Annotated in this window: 17 protein-coding genes; 9 read left to right on the top strand and 8 right to left on the bottom strand. The window is 40.9% G+C overall.

Translation table 11 applies throughout. The features are described from left to right. Positions 1-2: 2 nt before the first annotated feature. From cpaB to AB4513_RS03590, 4 genes are all read right to left on the bottom strand, one after another. The gene (gene cpaB / locus AB4513_RS03575) at positions 3-752 is read right to left on the bottom strand and encodes a Flp pilus assembly protein CpaB (RefSeq protein WP_009847499.1); all 750 of its coding nucleotides are present in this window, start codon (positions 750-752) and stop codon (positions 3-5) included. Next, the gene (locus AB4513_RS03580; RefSeq protein ID WP_102257764.1) at positions 745-2,094 is read right to left on the bottom strand and encodes an ATP-binding protein; all 1,350 of its coding nucleotides are present in this window, start codon (positions 2,092-2,094) and stop codon (positions 745-747) included. Before AB4513_RS03580 ends, cpaB begins: the two co-directional genes overlap by 8 nt. Before the next feature lie 39 nt (positions 2,095-2,133). Continuing rightward, complete coding sequence (locus AB4513_RS03585) at positions 2,134-2,664, bottom strand: prepilin peptidase (protein WP_102257763.1); 531 nt, start codon at positions 2,662-2,664, stop codon at positions 2,134-2,136. Between the two features lie 162 nt (positions 2,665-2,826). Next, a complete protein-coding gene (locus AB4513_RS03590; RefSeq protein ID WP_009847502.1) occupies positions 2,827-3,015 on the bottom strand; it encodes a Flp family type IVb pilin in 189 nt (62 codons plus the stop codon). A gap of 194 nt (positions 3,016-3,209) precedes the next feature. On the opposite strand from AB4513_RS03590, the gene AB4513_RS03595 reads away from it, so the two are divergent. Together AB4513_RS03595 and AB4513_RS03600 are read left to right on the top strand one after the other, a co-directional pair. Then, on the top strand, positions 3,210-3,959 hold the full coding sequence (locus AB4513_RS03595; RefSeq protein ID WP_102257762.1) for an AraC family transcriptional regulator: 750 nt from the start codon (positions 3,210-3,212) through the stop codon (positions 3,957-3,959). 90 nt (positions 3,960-4,049) lie between these two features. Next, positions 4,050-5,738, top strand: a complete 1,689-nt coding sequence (locus AB4513_RS03600; protein WP_102257761.1) for an AMP-binding protein — start codon at positions 4,050-4,052, stop codon at positions 5,736-5,738. A 157-nt stretch (positions 5,739-5,895) separates the two neighbouring features. Here AB4513_RS03600 and AB4513_RS03605 read toward each other — a convergent pair whose 3' ends face one another. Genes AB4513_RS03605 through AB4513_RS03615 form a run of 3 tightly spaced genes read right to left on the bottom strand, consistent with a single transcriptional unit; the run spans position 5,896 to position 8,352 of the window. Then, complete coding sequence (locus AB4513_RS03605) at positions 5,896-7,278, bottom strand: vWA domain-containing protein (RefSeq protein WP_102257760.1); 1,383 nt, start codon at positions 7,276-7,278, stop codon at positions 5,896-5,898. A 10-nt stretch (positions 7,279-7,288) separates the two neighbouring features. Then, positions 7,289-7,846: a TadE/TadG family type IV pilus assembly protein gene (locus tag AB4513_RS03610; RefSeq protein ID WP_009847506.1), complete on the bottom strand. Its 558-nt coding sequence runs from the start codon at positions 7,844-7,846 to the stop codon at positions 7,289-7,291. Between the two features lie 11 nt (positions 7,847-7,857). Beyond that, entirely contained in the window at positions 7,858-8,352 is a 495-nt protein-coding gene (locus AB4513_RS03615) for a TadE family protein (protein ID WP_102257759.1), read from the bottom strand. A 795-nt stretch (positions 8,353-9,147) separates the two neighbouring features. Between AB4513_RS03615 and AB4513_RS03620 the strand changes: the two genes are divergently transcribed. Further along, on the top strand, positions 9,148-10,053 hold the full coding sequence (locus tag AB4513_RS03620) for a LysR substrate-binding domain-containing protein (protein WP_102257757.1): 906 nt from the start codon (positions 9,148-9,150) through the stop codon (positions 10,051-10,053). Between the two features lie 130 nt (positions 10,054-10,183). Here AB4513_RS03620 and AB4513_RS03625 read toward each other — a convergent pair whose 3' ends face one another. After that, positions 10,184-10,390, bottom strand: coding sequence for a DUF1127 domain-containing protein (locus AB4513_RS03625; RefSeq protein WP_017060829.1), 207 nt, complete (start codon positions 10,388-10,390; stop codon positions 10,184-10,186). Positions 10,391-10,493: 103 nt separating this feature from the next. On the opposite strand from AB4513_RS03625, the gene AB4513_RS03630 reads away from it, so the two are divergent. The 6 genes from AB4513_RS03630 to AB4513_RS03655 all read left to right on the top strand — a co-directional run bounded on the left by AB4513_RS03630 (position 10,494) and on the right by AB4513_RS03655 (position 16,525). Then, complete coding sequence (locus tag AB4513_RS03630) at positions 10,494-11,444, top strand: LysR substrate-binding domain-containing protein (protein ID WP_102257756.1); 951 nt, start codon at positions 10,494-10,496, stop codon at positions 11,442-11,444. A 45-nt stretch (positions 11,445-11,489) separates the two neighbouring features. Further along, on the top strand, positions 11,490-11,702 hold the full coding sequence (locus tag AB4513_RS03635) for a VF530 family DNA-binding protein (protein WP_012604684.1): 213 nt from the start codon (positions 11,490-11,492) through the stop codon (positions 11,700-11,702). Between the two features lie 237 nt (positions 11,703-11,939). After that, on the top strand, positions 11,940-12,578 hold the full coding sequence (locus AB4513_RS03640) for a helix-turn-helix transcriptional regulator (protein ID WP_102257755.1): 639 nt from the start codon (positions 11,940-11,942) through the stop codon (positions 12,576-12,578). A 191-nt stretch (positions 12,579-12,769) separates the two neighbouring features. Further along, complete coding sequence (locus AB4513_RS03645) at positions 12,770-13,354, top strand: hypothetical protein (protein WP_086048837.1); 585 nt, start codon at positions 12,770-12,772, stop codon at positions 13,352-13,354. Between the two features lie 89 nt (positions 13,355-13,443). Further along, positions 13,444-14,124 carry a molecular chaperone gene (locus AB4513_RS03650; protein WP_102257754.1) on the top strand — a complete coding sequence of 227 codons (681 nt, stop codon included), beginning with the start codon at positions 13,444-13,446 and terminating at the stop codon, positions 14,122-14,124. A 10-nt stretch (positions 14,125-14,134) separates the two neighbouring features. Beyond that, positions 14,135-16,525 carry a fimbria/pilus outer membrane usher protein gene (locus tag AB4513_RS03655; RefSeq protein WP_102257753.1) on the top strand — a complete coding sequence of 797 codons (2,391 nt, stop codon included), beginning with the start codon at positions 14,135-14,137 and terminating at the stop codon, positions 16,523-16,525.

Genomic DNA, 16,525 nt, shown 5'->3' on the forward strand with positions numbered 1-16,525 from the left:
CCTCAATCCTTGACGCGCACACTGGATGTTTCCGTACCCTTGATAATGGTGACACTGGGTCTAGGCACGTATCGACGAACGACTTTTTTATCAACCTCATGAGGGTTTCTTAAGGTAAGCTGAATACTGCCTTTGCTCTTCGCCGTAAGAAGCTTCTCTGCATCTTTTGGGGTCACCTCAAGTGTTACCGCTCGAACTATGATAGGGCTGTTTTCTTTGGTTCTTGCTGTTTGGTCTACTGCTAACACTTTAATATCTTTCAACACTGTTCGAGTCGCCGCAGAGTTTTTGCCATAGGAAACGGTATTAAGAATATCGACCTTGTTTCCTGGTAATAGAAACCCTGCCACACCAATAACATCATCGACTCGAATAGTTACTGCTCGCTTATTTTCAGGAATCAACGCAGCGAGTGTTGAACCTTCACCAGGAACGGTAAAGCGCAACTTATGAAGCACCTCTCCTGCGTAGATAGTATTGGCGACAACTTTTCCAATTAGCTCGTTTTGATCTGAGTAATTATTTTCATTGATCCAATCCACTTCCATCAGCTTCGTCGTTAAGTACTGATCTTCAATTACGGTTCCAGCTTCAATTTCTTGAGATGCGACTACAACCGGGTGACGTTCAACCTCTTCAACTTCGATCGTCGGTTGAACTTGGTTATCCATCCATTGCTTAGCAAAAAATACAGCCGCTAAGCCGAATACTACGGACAGTAAAAACAATAGGAATACCTGACTCTTATTCATTATTTTCTTCCTCGTGTCCATCAGAGGTAAAATAGACTTCCCATGCCATGGAAAGAATATCGAAAGTAATAACGGGCGGGAGTTGCTCAAATGAAAGAATATCTTTGCTAATACCAGCGAGATCTTTAGGTAAGCAAGGGAAAAGCGGCACTTTGTATAGCGTGTGCATTTGAGACAATCGCTCAAAAAAACCATCTTGAAGTTCTACCCCTTTATCAGAAACGACACTCATCCATAAAGCTTCATAGTCTCGTTGGCAAAGAGGTTTAAATTCAATTTTATAACCCAACCGACGCAAGAACGCTGGGTCACTGATCTTATCCGGGTTTAAGTTGGTAGAGAAAGCGAGTGTGAGCACAAATGGCATCGTAACTTGCTGTCCATTCGGTAACGATAAGTAATCGAAGTAGTGCTCCATAGGTACAATCCAGCGATTAAGGAGGTTGTCCACTGGCATTGGTTGACGCCCGAGGTCATCAATAACCAAAATCCCATTATTTGCCATCACTTGTAAAGGCGCTAGCCAAACTCGGCTGTTCTCAGAATGATTAACTTCGAGCATATCCATGGTCAACTCTCCACCCACCTGGATATTGGGTCTTTCACAATTGAGCCAACGCTTGTCGTACTGATCTTTGAGAGAAACCAATGTTTCACTACCGTTACTGTCTAGCGGTTTATGATGTTGCGTAGAAAAAACTTTAATAATATTACCGAAGGCGTAAACGGCATAAGGGATAAACACCGAAGTATGCAAAGCATTGACGATACGTGTTGCTACAAACGTTTTCCCCGTACCAGCATGCCCATAAAGAAGTAGAGCCCTGCCGGAATTAATTGCAGGTCCCAACACTGATATCATTCTGTCGACTCCGTAGACGTCACTAAGAGCCGCTTCAACATGCGGTCGAGTAACCAATTCAGAGCGCAAATCTTGTTGATTCACAATATTGCTATATTGAGAGAGAGATACAGGAACAGGTCCTAAGTAAGCATCTCGAGTGAAAGCTAAATCCGCTTCTTCTATGCCTTTTTCAGACAGTGAATAACGGACATGGCTGTGTGAAGATGAGTCTAACGTTAAAGCTGAAGTTGGTTGAAAAACTTCAATGAATGATTTTTGTCTAAGTACCGCAAGTCCATTTTCTACAATATGTGTAACCACACATAAATAGTTAGATAGATCCAATACATCTGACTTAGGGTAAGCGGACAGGTGTTTGAGTAATAAATTTTCAATCACAACCTCAGGTACACCAAGCATTTCAATGGATGTAGGAACCACAGGAGCTGATATTTGAGGCTTTAAATTACTCGGGGACGGTATCCCACTAATATCCATATGTTCTCTCCAACACATCGAATAATGATTCAATTTAAATTACGTAAAATAGCTATACATCGCTAAGCCTATAACAACTGAAGGTGCGAAAGGCATCGTCACCTTATTTGAATACCGAGAATGAACCGTAGACACATTCTTTGTTCTGGTTGACATTCCACTAACTAACATTAGTTTTTCTTCAAAATAGTTTCTAACGGTCAGAGATTCACTGTTTGCACTATTATAGAGCAAGTAAAATGTAGCGATTATCCCTGCGGCAATGAGAATATAATAAGAAATATCAAGCAAATTACCCCAACCGACATACAGGCCTATCACACCCAATAGCTTTACATCACCAGCAGACATTGCTCGTAAAAAATATAAACAAAGCCCTGAAAAGAAAAAGGTTGCAGCGCCAACTAAAGAAGTCGTAAGTGAATCCCAAGAAATTCCGCCATTAATCAATAAAATAAAGTACAGTAATACAAATAAAATCAGAGCTTTATTTGGTATCCGATTTTCTTTCACATCGAAGACTGAAACAACAATTAATAGCACCCAAAAAACCAGAGATTCACTTATCATTCATTTATATACCTGACACAATTATTATGAATTTACTGAATAAGGCTGTAGCTATACCAGAGAATATGGCCCAAGCAAAAATGACAAGTAAAGCAGCACCGATAACGTACTCGACAATAGTTAGTCCTTTCTGCTTTCTAATTCCCTTTTTATTCATAGTGTCTACGGGGCTGTTGTCGTACTAATAGCATTAACAATAGCACTGAGTTTCGCTGACAATACATTACCAATTCCACTGAATATGGTTGTCAACCCTAACACGAGCATAGCAGCACCGATCACATATTCGATGACCGTTAAACCTTCTTCATCATTCATAAATTCTTTAATGTTTTTCAATAGGTTATTCATAAGAATCTCTCCTTGATTTACGTATCAGGTTTTATTTACCTGTAAACTAAATCTAGAGCTGAACGATATATTAGGTTAGGATTATTTTGCCATTTACTTGCACTTTCTTGTGGTACTTCTAATCTAATTACTATTACTTGTTATTCGGTTGTTTTTAGACAAAAAAACCGATATGAAACGAAGATTATATTAATATGAAAATAGTAACTCCGTTATTGTCGGACAAAGATAGTGATTTCAACTCCGTTATTATTAATAAAATAGGCCACTATTTTTCTATTAAAAACTTCAAACAAGACATATCTATAATCAGTAACTTAGATGTAAGATTGGTATTTTTCATATTGAATAGCGCAGATAAAATCCAACTACTTACCATGGCTTTATCTATTTGCGAAAATTTGAACAAAAGAATTGTCATTATTTGCTCTGACCCGTTACCTAATATCGTTCGAAATCATAAGAATATATTTTTCATCATAGAAACAAACAGTAATCATCTGACCAGTCAATTCGAAGAGCTTAAGGCCAAGACACAGCATATGTTCGAGTCCCACTTCGATATCGACAGAGACACAAACAACAACAACCAACTGCCTGTAAAGGTCTTCACATCCGAAGTTATTAACTTTGTGATGGACAACATCAACAAAGAAATCAGAGAAACAGAGATCGCCGAGAAATGTCACTGTTCAACCACCTATTTTTCTAAGAAGTTTCATCTACACTTTGGAGTAAGCTTTAGAGACTTCGTGTGCGATAAACGCATTCTACTTGCCAAAAAGTTAATCGAGGCAGATACCGAATCAAAAATTGCTGTCATTGCCTATCAATGTGGATACAAGGATGTGTCATATTTCTCGAGAATTTTTAAGAAACGGACTGGAGTAACGCCTGCAAGTTACAGGCGAGCCTGCACAGATAACGGAAAACAAAGAACATAAACGCTAATTTTACTCCCTAAAAGAAAAAACCATGGTACATTTAACATGATTTTAACAAAAATAACTTAGCGAAAAACATGGAGTTAGACAATGATTCAGCCTAACGAGTTTAGCCAAGAACAAGCAACAGCTCTCTCTACACCCAATGACATGATTTTAAAATGGGCAGAAGAACGCCCCGATGAGGTCTATTTAAAACAAATTATTAATCGCCAATTTGTCGAATTTACTTTTAAAGAAGTGGCCGACAAAGCACTGAAACTGGCGTCAGCATTAGAAGGACTCGGAGCCCAACCCGGTGATCGAGTCGCTCTCGTATCGAAAAACTGTGCGGAGTGGTTTATCTGCGATCTTGCCATGATGTTAGGAGATTTTGTCAGCGTCCCAATCTTTCCAACAGCGGGTGCCGATACCATACAGTACTGTATTGAACACAGTGAAAGTAAAATTGTGATTGCGGGTAAACTCGACGACCCTAAGGCCACTCAAAAAGTACTGGATGATAATCCAAACTTGGTGAGTATCTCACTTCCCTACGATAGCGCAGCGAAGTGCCAACATACTTTCGAACAACTCATCGATACCCATGAACCCTCAACCAAGCGTCCTCAGCATCACGATGATAAAGTAATGTCGCTTGTTTATACTTCGGGTACATCAGGGCTACCAAAAGGCGCGATGCTCACATACGGCGCCTTTACGTGGTCAGTTCAACGGTTGATCGATCATATTGGTATCCAACCCGGCGATCGCTTGTTCTCTTATCTACCGCTTGCCCATATTACAGAACGCGTTTACATCTTTGGCTCATCGGTAATGGGCGGTATAGTCACTGCTTTCCCGGAGTCTTTAGATACCTTTATTGATGATGTGAAAATGCATCGCCCTACTCTATTTATTTCAGTTCCTCGCTTATGGACTCTGTTCCAGCAACGAATCCAAGATAAGCTTCCGCAGAAGAAACTGAATTTATTACTTAAGATTCCGTTTATCAACAACATCATTAAGAAGAAACTGGCTGATGGCCTAGGGTTAGATCAAGCCCGCGTTTTGGGATGTGGTTCAGCTCCGGTATCACCGGCTCTACTCGCATGGTATGAGAGTGTTGGTCTACACATTACCGAGGCTTGGGGAATGACAGAGTCTTTCGCCTACAGCACGATTAATCACCCGTTTAGAGCCGACAAAATTGGTACTGTGGGTAATGCTGGTCCGGGCATCGAACTCAAAATTGCAGAAGATGAAGAAATTTTGGTTCGAAGCAAAGGTATGTTCTCTGGCTATTACAAAAATGACATAGCCACCCAAGAGTCTTTTAACTCTGAGGGATGGCTTCATACTGGCGATATTGGTGATATCGACAGCGAGGGCTACCTAACGATCCGGGGACGTAAAAAAGACACCTTTAAAACTGCGAAAGGTAAGTTTGTGGCTCCAGTGCCAATCGAAAACAAACTGTTTGAATACAGCCGCGTAGAAATGATGTGTTTGATCGGCTTAGGCTTACCTGGTCCTATCCTACTAGTGGTACCGCATGACTTCCCTAATTTTGATCGAGCTCGTTATGAAAGAACAAGTAAACGTGTCATTGAAAAAATGAACGAACTGTTAGCCTCGCATGAGAAGATCAAAGGGGTACTGATGATTAAGGAACCGTGGAGCATCGACAACGGTGTACTTACCCCGACTCTCAAGATAAAGCGACATATCCTTGAGCAGAAATACCATGAAATCGGTCATAACTGGCCGAAAGATAAATTGGTGGTTTGGGAAGAATAACCATTACTTGCACCTAACACTGAATAAAGAGTGCTACTAAACTGAAATTGGCACTAAGAGGGAGCTTAAGAGCTCCCTCTTTTTATGTAATTCTACTTCCTAATGACTGTTCTTCTTACTGACAGTCTTAACGCAAGCAATAACCCGCAGACAAGTATTACAAGGTTAACCTGATAATTACGTCTAACATCTCATCAAAACAAGGGCCTAATGCCTCTTCATCGATGGCATGGCAATACACCCCTTCAAGCTGAGCAGGATCATAGTCGGAACTCAGGTCCGGATCATCTAAAAGCGCGCTAGAGTTTGCCATTCGTAACAATAAGTCCTCACCAAACTCACTATCAGGTCCAGTTGCCGATGTTAGTGATGAGCCTAAACCCAACGTAAATACATATATGTCTTCCGTTCTAGCCTTTTCCGCGATGTCTTCAACTAGATTACGAGCAACCCGATTAACTCTGGTATACAGATCATTTGCTGAATGACTATCAGGGGCATATTGCGCTACTGGGCGCACCGCATGAGTCGGGTTCAAAATGTTGAACTCGGTGGCACTAGCATCATGAGTTGTATAATACTGAGGAATTTCGCTGATATAGTCATCAATATCTCTTCCCTCGTAACCGCCCGGTAACCTGGTAGCAATCGTATCATGTCTCCAAAGACCTCTAGGTCTGCCACTACTACCGTCGCTCGATCTTATAGCCCCTGTGTGAGTTCCACCACCTTCAAAATCAAACGTCGTAGCAAAAGTATTTGGCGCTCCATCAGTAAAGAATACAATCACTTTCAAGTTGGCAGGATCAGTCACAGTTCTGAGTTCATTCAGAGCTCGATACATCCCTTCTGATGCATTGGTATATTGGGCATTTGAAGTGCTACCAAAGTTAAAGCTATCAATTTCAGATTTTATGGTACTCCGGCTATGTCCACGGGTCGCATTGAACCCCACAGGGACTTCAGATCCAAAAGCAAACTTAACCAATGAAATTCGATCAAATCCCTCATGAAAATTTTCAATGAACGACTTAGACCGATCAATCACGTCTTGTGTCACGTCGCCAATACTCCCTAGTCTCAAGGAAGTAGTGTTATCAATCACTAACACCAAATCTACGGGGCGACGGATAGATTGTGCTGAAACTCCTGGGTTGAATGTATCTAACCCTATCAAGGGCAAAAAGATAGTAGGTACTTGCGCTGTAGCCGAAATATCTATGGAAATATTACCAAAAGAATCATATGCGAAGTTCACCGCACCTAAGCTCGGCGTTGCTGAATAAAAGTCGGCGGGGATATTAGCTGAAAAATATTTTTGAGCTGCAGCACGCCCTGCATCTTCGCCATTAGCGACCGCTCTTGCGGCTGCAATACTCGCAGCATCAACCGCCGCAAATAATTTAGACTTAACAATGTAAGCGCGTCCAGCATCCACTGAAAGTCCAACAACTAACAAAATAAAAGGCAGTGCGATGATTGACATCAAAGCCACTAACCCCCGACTGTAACGATATTTGATTGGGGTTCCCTTATCCATTTTAACCTCCCTACATATATGTTGTGTCACTCAAAATATATTGCTCGTCGAATACTCGACTAAAGATGGGTGAGTAGTCATAGAATACCTCTACGCTGTAAACGATCTCCCCGTCATCAAGTGCAACTGCGAGATTATTGATGAGCGGGGGATCATCTGAATCCACATCAGAACACTCCCCATCACTTGCCCAGTTACTGCAACTCGACCAAATAGCACTATTTTTACTTAATCCGTGTTGGTTCCATCGATATTGACTTTTAATGTAGGGGGAAGCACCTTCTTGACCAACCACCTCGGTAATGTAAATGACACCGTCTTGCGTCAAGTCCAATGTTCCCGATGTCGTCGCTATGATGTCCATCACTTCTTGAGGGGTATCAGTATTACTCCGAGAAATAATGTTCCCACCTTCTCGACTGATACTGATAATGATGTGATTGGCTTGAATGAGGTGCGTGATATCGACAGCAGCAACAATAAGCAACATGAACAATGGTGCTATTAAGGTCATTTCGATTGCCGCAAACCCTTTCTCTGCGGCTCTTTTGATCTTCAAAGGAAACATCCTGTTCCTCCTTAAAAAGCTTCGTTTTTCATTGCCGCACTAACGGTAAATTTAAACTTCCCGTCATCAAGCAAAACATACATATAAGGGTTTACAGATGGCCACTCACAATCAAGATGAATAGAAATAATGTCCCCTGAGCCACCAAAACCAGCGACGGCATTACCATAGACATCTTCAACACGTATGTTTTGAACATCCATCACTTTGTCGAGTAGACCACTCGAAGATTGGGAAATTTTTTCTAAGATTGCCGCTTCTCGATTACTCGATGCATCGGGATCGAGATCAGAACGACCTGTGATGGCATATCTTGCGCCCTCTCTTGCCGAATGTTGCATGGTCAATTTAACAAACCCATATATACCAAGATCAACAACCGTCAAAAAAAGCGCAAAAAACAGGCTCACCACGATCGTAAACTCGATAATAGCGATGCCTTTTATTTTGGATTTTAGACCGCTTCGATAGCGGTTACGTTCTGAACCTCTTGAAATAGATCTCATACAGCCCCCACCCTTTCGCCTTTCTATTCCCCATATATAGCCCAATAGAAAACCTAGGAGATACAGAAAAGCTCAACATTACAGATATAGAATTGATAAATGAGTTGTTCAAGTTTTATACGCGAGGGGTATTTGAAGGTAATACGATTGCTACCGCTATCAATATCGATAGTAATTAAAATATATTATTTTCAGTTGGTTAAATACGAAAATAACGTCCAATATAAAATAGAATCTAACTCCCAATTTATTCAGCACCCAAATAACTGTCTGTTTTATATCCATTAGATAAAGTAAGGATATAAATCAGACTGCTGTTGTTTCTATATAAATCACCACCACAGTCTCAAATATAAGACAACAAAAGTTCAAATTAAGCATTTAGTTTAGTAGCGAATAAAATAGAAATACTCTCAGTGTTTATTATGGAATAGTTAGATAGAGCTACCCCAAAGAGACCTTCCTCACAAAGAACCCTTGCGACTCCTTTAAGATAACAAAAGGTTATAAATATTTGGTGTAGTCTGAATCATTGTTGTTCTCGCTACTTAATCCTAAATCCTCTTTTACTCGATGACTTAACTGTTCTACACATAACACCTTATTAGATTTAGTCTCGTCAATCTTGACTCCCATTACCTTGTTTTTAAAGATTTTATAACCGAAAAAACTCTTCAAATTGATTAATAACTCCATAATTTCTCTCTTGTGCTCGCCATCGTTCTATCGCTATTATGAAAACAACCTGTTCGATAATCGAACAACCATTATTAACAAGAACTATAAGCTGAGATTATGGACAATAGACTGCGTCACCTTTCAGGTCTCCGTTACTTTGAAGTTGCGGCTCGCTTGAGCAATTACAGCAAAGCGGCTGAAGAGCTGTTCGTCACTCAAGCAGCCGTCAGCCAGAAGATTCGACAGTTAGAAGAACAGCTTGGATGTAAGCTCTTTATTCGTAAGGGGCGTGCAATGACTTTGACGCATGAAGGGCACACACTTTTTAGACATGTCTCTGATGGATTTCAAGAGGTTCTGCTGGGGTTAAACAAGATCCAATCAGAACCTATTCAAGGGCTGCTTGTTGTTAGAAGTCCCCCTTCTTTTGCTTCTCGTTGGTTACTACCTAGGCTGTGGAAGTTCTCGGTAAAGCACCCAGAGATCCCAATTAAGATACTAACAGGGTGTGATACCCCAAATTTAAAACATGGCGAGATTGATGTTGCTATTCGACAAGGCGAAGATCTATGCGTTGAAGAAGGCTTGACTCTTGAGATGCTAATCAACGAACCGGTTTACCCTTTTTGTTCCCCTGAACTCGCAAACTCTTTGAACTTCACATCACCTGAACAACTCCTCAAATGTTGGCTGATTCAGTTTGATAGCGGTTGTTTCCCGTGGGAGGAATGGTTTAGGCAAGCAAACATATCGACTCAAAGCAGCACCATTCAGTGGATGGAAGTCGGTACCTTTGATATGGGGTTAACGACTGTCATGGCGGGACATGGGGTTTGCTTGGCAACAGACAGCTTAGCTGGTGACTTCATCGAACGCGGCTTGCTAGTGAAGCCCTTTGATATAGGCATGACACCTGGGGTTCAAGTCAACCTATGCTTTGACCCTAACTCCCCGAGAGAAGAGCGTATTACCGCGTTCACCAATTGGTTGCACGAAGAAGTAAACGAGCTATTGGAGAGTTAAATATCATCTCCCACTTCTTTATATAAACCATAAACCTAACTCAACATAGAACGGTAACGTAAACCTCCCGACACCGACAAAACTATGTTGAGTTAAAGCAACGTCGAGTTAAAAGCTACGTTGCCTCGAATCACTCCCAAAATGACTTCTTCAGTTCTTTCTCGACTTGTTCCGACGTAATCCCGACATCTCTCAATAAATAATCGGGTAGCTCAGACAGCTGCTTTCTAGTTCTACGATTTTGAAAGTACAGGCCTAATTTAGAATAGAATTTCTTAATTGACAATGATGAAAAAAATGAATGGTTGGTATTTGCTGTTGCTGTGATCGTATTCATAGCCTTTCTCCTGTTGATCTTTTGTTTTGTTATGGTCGATAATTAATCAACAGAGCAACATCGACAAACGATAGATACTGGCATTCAGTTAAGGAAAACTAATGTGAGAGAACGAGCCCCACCATTCCAAGGGATCTACTATTTTTACACGGCGGCTGAAACTGGCAGTTTTAAAGTCGCCGCACAGAAACTATTTGTCACGGCAGCTGCCGTCAGCCAACAGATTCGCCAACTTGAAGAGTGGTTAGCTGCAGATCTGTTTATTCGCCAACACCGAAAAATAGTACTCACTCATGAAGGTGAAGTGCTTTACCTGCAAGCGAAGAAAGGCTTTGCTCATATTCAAGATGGGGTGAGACGAATCAACCAAGATCCTAACCCTACTCAACTGTCGATCTCTACCGTGCCTTCCTTTGCTCAGCATTGGCTCGTACCAAGAATTGGCGACTTTCGCGGTCGCCACCCTGATCTATCCATGCTAATTGAGCCGACCAATAAGCTAGTCACATTTGAAGATTCTAATGTCGATATCTGCGTTAGATACGGTCATGGAGACTACCCAAACATCGAATCACGTTGGTTGATGGACGAGGTCATTTACCCGGTTTGCCACCCTATTTATCAAGAGAAACATGGTATCTATGACATCGACGATCTGCATAAAGCGGAACTCATTGAAGACCGTTGGCCTGATATGGATTGGAATCTCTGGTTACAAGTCGCAGGAGTAAAAGCTGGCCGCACATCATTGCAATTTGATGGCTCTCATTTTGTGTTAGAAGGTGCACTATCCGTTCAAGGTGTCGCGCTTGTTAAGCACAGCTTGGTGTATCGCTATTTACAGGAAAAGAAATTGGTGCGAATCGGAAACATCGCGCTGAAGCCTAAATACAATTACTTTTTATGCGCGCCTCCAGGTTACTTCCATCGAGAAAAGATAAAACGTTTCGAAGAATGGATGCAGAATCAGGTTAAATTATTTGGTAATACAGGTAGAGAAGAGCTTTCGATTATCCACACCGACTACGAACTCAAATGGTCGGATAATTCATAAGGCGAAACTGGTATACTTAACTCAAATAAATGGCGAGAACATCTCATGACACAAGACAACAACCCACTTCACGGTATCACTCTACAGAAGCTGCTGACTGAATTGGTTGAACATTACGGTTGGGAAGAGTTGAGTTACATGGTAAATATCAACTGCTTCAAAAAAGATCCAAGCATTAAATCAAGTTTAAAATTTTTGCGTAAAACAGATTGGGCTCGTACCAAAGTAGAGCAAATCTATATCGATTTGAAACGCTAGTCCCTTCCTTTAACAAACGCACCATTTACGGTACTAAAGTATGAAACCATTGGTGCGCATTTTATTTTACCCCCTTATATTACTCGTAAAATCAATGATTAAAACGAATATCACATCAATTGCATTGAATAATACTTAATCAATACTAATATTATTTAACTAGACTCTGTGGGATAACTCCTCATTAACCTACCGATTATTAAAGATTTTTTGTATGAGTAAATAGAGAGGTCAATCATGGAAGTTGATTCTGAACTCGCGTTAGACATTCATGTTCTTACCCGCAATAATTCATACTATAGGGTGATAAAAGACCTACTTGCGGTATCTATTCCTAGTGCGCAAATCTCTCACTCCCAATGCTTTATGCAAGTACCGAAACTCGAACCTGAAACGGTTGTTTTATTTGATATTCAAACAATGCCATGCCCCAAAAGATACGGATTTATCCTACATGAAAGAAATGAATTTTGGTTAGCTGTCAATGTGAATGACAATACATCTACAGTATGGCTAGAAAAAGGTTTTTCGGGGCAAGTAGATCAGCACTTTGAGTTTATATCGAAAGCAATTTTATCTGTTTATCAAGAAGAGATATGGTTTCCAAGGTCAGTGTTAAATAAACTGGTTTCTTCTTATCAAAGCAATGAAACCAACTATGAATCAGCCTGTGAAAATATAGTTAATTATAAAGAGTTAACAAAAAAAGAAAGGGATACTTGCTCATTGATACTAAAAGGGCTGTCGAACTCTCAGATAGCATCTCAGCAACACGTCAGTATCAACACAGTGAAGACTCACTCATCAAACTTACTTCGTAAATTAAACTTACGATCCAGGTATGAACTTCTTGCTCAGGTAAAAAGCTTTAATTAGATTCGATATATAGCAAGGTCACAAGAAAATAGTAAGATCACAAGAAAATTGGAATATAACAAAACTCATTCTAAACTCACCCTATGTAAGCGATATTTTTCACTCTATGTGATGAGGTTTGGCACTTTGTTCCCTCGTAACCTTTAAAAGTGATGCACGGGTATGCATCTTAACTAACGAGGGATTGAACGATGAAAAAGTTACTTCTTGCTACCGCTGTAGCAGCCGCTTCACTTTCTTTTGGCGCTTCTGCGGTTCAGTTTAATAATGCTGTGGACTTTACAACACTGAGCAAAACGGACCAAAAGACGATTCGAATCGAAGGTCGAGTTCCAAAACGCTGTCTATTGCGAATCGGTAAAAAAGACGTGAAGAATAACGTTCTACGTAAAGCGAACAAAGTTCATACTGATTCGTGGAGCAATGGCTTCAACAACAAGAAAGTTTTAGTAGGTAACTTACGTGCTTGGTGTAATTACGGTGCTGATTTGGAATTTTCAGTTACAGCTTACCAATTAAACGGTGTAACCAAGCACAATATGGGTGAAAAAATTAACTATAAAGTAAGAATTGGTTCAGACATGGTGGCGAACACTGAAAACGACCATGCCATAGAAGTAACGGCACCACCAATTCCATCATTGGGCGAACACTTGGTGAACAAAATCAACAAGCATCCCATTTATGTGAAACCTGAAGATTCAGGATTTGCACGAGCAGGTAAATATAAAGGTAAAATCAAAGTGAGTCTTGCAGCAGCAGGTCCAGCAAGCTAATCACCGAACAACACTTTATGGACATTGTCTTATAGACAAACAAAACTTGGCTCGGTTATCGAGCCAAGTTATTTTATGGAGAAATATCTATGGTTAGGATTACCACTCTTCTATCTTCTTTGTTGTTTAGTTCTATTCTTTTCGCATACGAGGTAAGCCCCATCTATTTAGAACTTGATGATGTGGGCCGGAATTCTCAAGGTTTGTATAAAGTGACTAATGTTGAAGAAGAGCCGATTCTCCTAGAAGTAAACGTCTATCAAACTGATTTTTCTACTGGTGAAGAAATCTTAACCCCGTCAGAAGATGAATTTCTCATCCTACCACCTCAAGCAAAAATTGACGGCCAAAAGTCTCAGACTTTCCGCGTACGTTACATGCCAACAGGGCCAATAAAACAAACCGACACCTACCGTATTGTCTTTACGCAAATTGAGCTAGAAAATCAGATTGAGGAAAATGACGACAGTTCTATTTCCATGTTACTAGAGTTTGCAACTTTGGTTTTTGTATCTCCCACATCCAGTAAATCAATTCCAACCACTACACTTCAAAACCGCCAAGTTACTATCCGAAACGATGGTAAGCGAGTACTGAACATGAATGGTATGGAGTTTAATTTCTCTGGCGATAAAACAAACAAAACGGTCGATTGGGAAGTCCTAAGCAAAAAAACAAGCGCTTACTTGATGCCAGGAACGACCGTCAAATACACCTTACCAAGTGAACTGGGACAGCCAGAGAAAGTTTCTGTTAAAACAATAGACTAATGATGCTTTCATGAAGAGTCTCATTTTATACCTCACTCTAATAATGACTATACCAGCCGCGTTCGCTCAAAGTTGGTTATTCCCATTTCCTGTCACTTGGGGTGAAAACACAATCGGTGAAGTAAATGCATACTCTGACGGTATAAGTGTTGGATCTGTCAACGTAGATCAGATAGCTCAGTCGACTAAAAAATTGATTAACCCTGATACATTGGCTGCACTACGAGATTTTTCCGAAGAGTACATCACAGTCGAACAGTTGGATCGTATGGGTATCAATGCAACTTTTAACTCCTCCGAACAAAGCATAAATTTAGTGATTGATGAAACGGCTGCAGCTGAATTTTTGCTTTCGTTTGGTAGCAAATATGAACCCGCCCAATATTCAGAAAGCGCGTTTTGGACAGTACAAAATACACTGAATGCCAGTACGGATTACTCCTTATTCAACGACTCTAATGCAGAAGACACCCAAACTTGGCTTGGTGAATGGTTATTGAAATCCAATATTGGTGGCGTCCGAGGCGCTAATGTTGAAATATCTGGCTTTGTAACTGGTGGTAGCGATCTCAATTCCGACGTGTATCGAGGTGAAGCTCGCCTGTTCTTCGATGAACCAAATACCCCTTTTCGTCTAACCTTTGGTGATGTCACCCAAGCAAGTGCAGGGCACCTTCCTAGTACACCTCTCGGTGGCCTTGCTTTTGAACGTTTGTATCAAGACTTACAACCTACCCGAAACATCCAGAACGGAGGAACTCAACCGCTGGTATTGAATGAGAGTGCCGATGTGGAAATCTATATCAACGATGTTTTTCTCACCGAGATTCGATTACCCCCAGGTCGATATACACTTGATGATTTGCCTCTCGTTTCTGGTACCAATGACGTTCAGTTAGACATTAGTTATCAATCAGGCAGAACCGATACCATCGTTTATAGCCAGTTCTTTAACTCACGCTTATTAAGAGAAGGCATTTCTGATTTTGGCTTTTACTCTGGTTTAACGTCGACAATTGAAGATAACAACTTTAAGTATGACAACGAGCAATGGGTAACTTCTGGATATTACGACTATGGCATCAGCGATACCTTAACAGTCGGTGTAAATAGTTTGTACCACCCAGAAGGACAACAACTCGGTATGATTGCTACCGTTGGTTCCGATTGGGGTAATTTGGGGATTCGAGCCTCGGCACAAAACAACAAGCCCAATAATGAGACAGGTAGTATCTACAGCTTAGATTACTCTCATCAATTATGGGGAACTGACAGTTACGGCTCCCCAAACTTCCGTCTTGGTAGTGAATATCAAGAGAATTATTTCGCATTACCTTGGCAGATTACGGATGCGAATACTGGCCTCCGCGTCTTTTCAAACTACGTTTTCAGTATTACGGATAACCTGAGCTTAATCCTGAGCGGTGACTATCGTGATTTTGAAGAGGCAGAAGTACAATGGCAGGCCTCGACTGAAATTGCTTGGCAATTTTATAACGTGTCACTCTCTGCAGGTATCGAAAAAGAAGAAAACCCAAACGAAAACATTGACGAAACTCGCTTCACCTTTTCTGCTGATTGGGATTGGAACTCTGACGACGGCAAATACAATGCAAATGTATCTTACTCCAACGAACCAGACACCTATCGAGCTCAATTCCAACGTCCATCGGAGGATTATACTGGCAGCTATGGTTATGCGATGACGGCTGAAGGCGAGAGTGACTCTCAAACTTATTCAATCGAAGGTAATTATGTAGCAAACCGATTTATCACCGACGCTAAAGTTTCTCACCTAGCATTTGATAACTCAACAAACTACCAAACCGCTTCTTTACGAGCGAGTACTGCGTTTACTTTGGCTGACGGTAACTTGGCTTGGTCACGTCCAATCAATGGCCCTGTAGCAATCATCGCTGTCCATGACTCGTTAGATGCTGATGTAGAAATAAATGCGGTTGCAGACGATCCTGCAGAAGCAATATCTACCTATACTATAAGTAATGCAGTTCAGTTATCTGGAGGGCACCAATTATCCAGTATCTACATTGATGTACCGGATGCGCCAATAGGTTATAACTTCGGTGACCACGAATACAACATTACACCAGGTTCACAAACAGGCCATCTAATAAAAATTGGCTCGGCAGCATCGAAAACCATTATAGGTAAGATTGAGATCGGGCCAAAAACACCACTAAAACTTTTCCAAGGTCAGTTAGTTGGACAACAGAAAACATATGAATTTTTCACTAATCGATCAGGTAGGTTCGTTGTGGAAGGCGTTGCGCCGGGTGACTACACCATCGTCATAGATGGCTTTAGCCCAACAAAATTGAGCGTCCCAGAAATCAATGACAATCTGATTTATCTACCAACTTTACTTATTAAAGAGGGATAA

Origin of the sequence: Vibrio sp. 10N.222.54.E6, assembly GCF_041473955.1 — a bacterium.
GTDB classification, from domain to species: Bacteria; Pseudomonadota; Gammaproteobacteria; order Enterobacterales; family Vibrionaceae; genus Vibrio; species Vibrio tasmaniensis_A.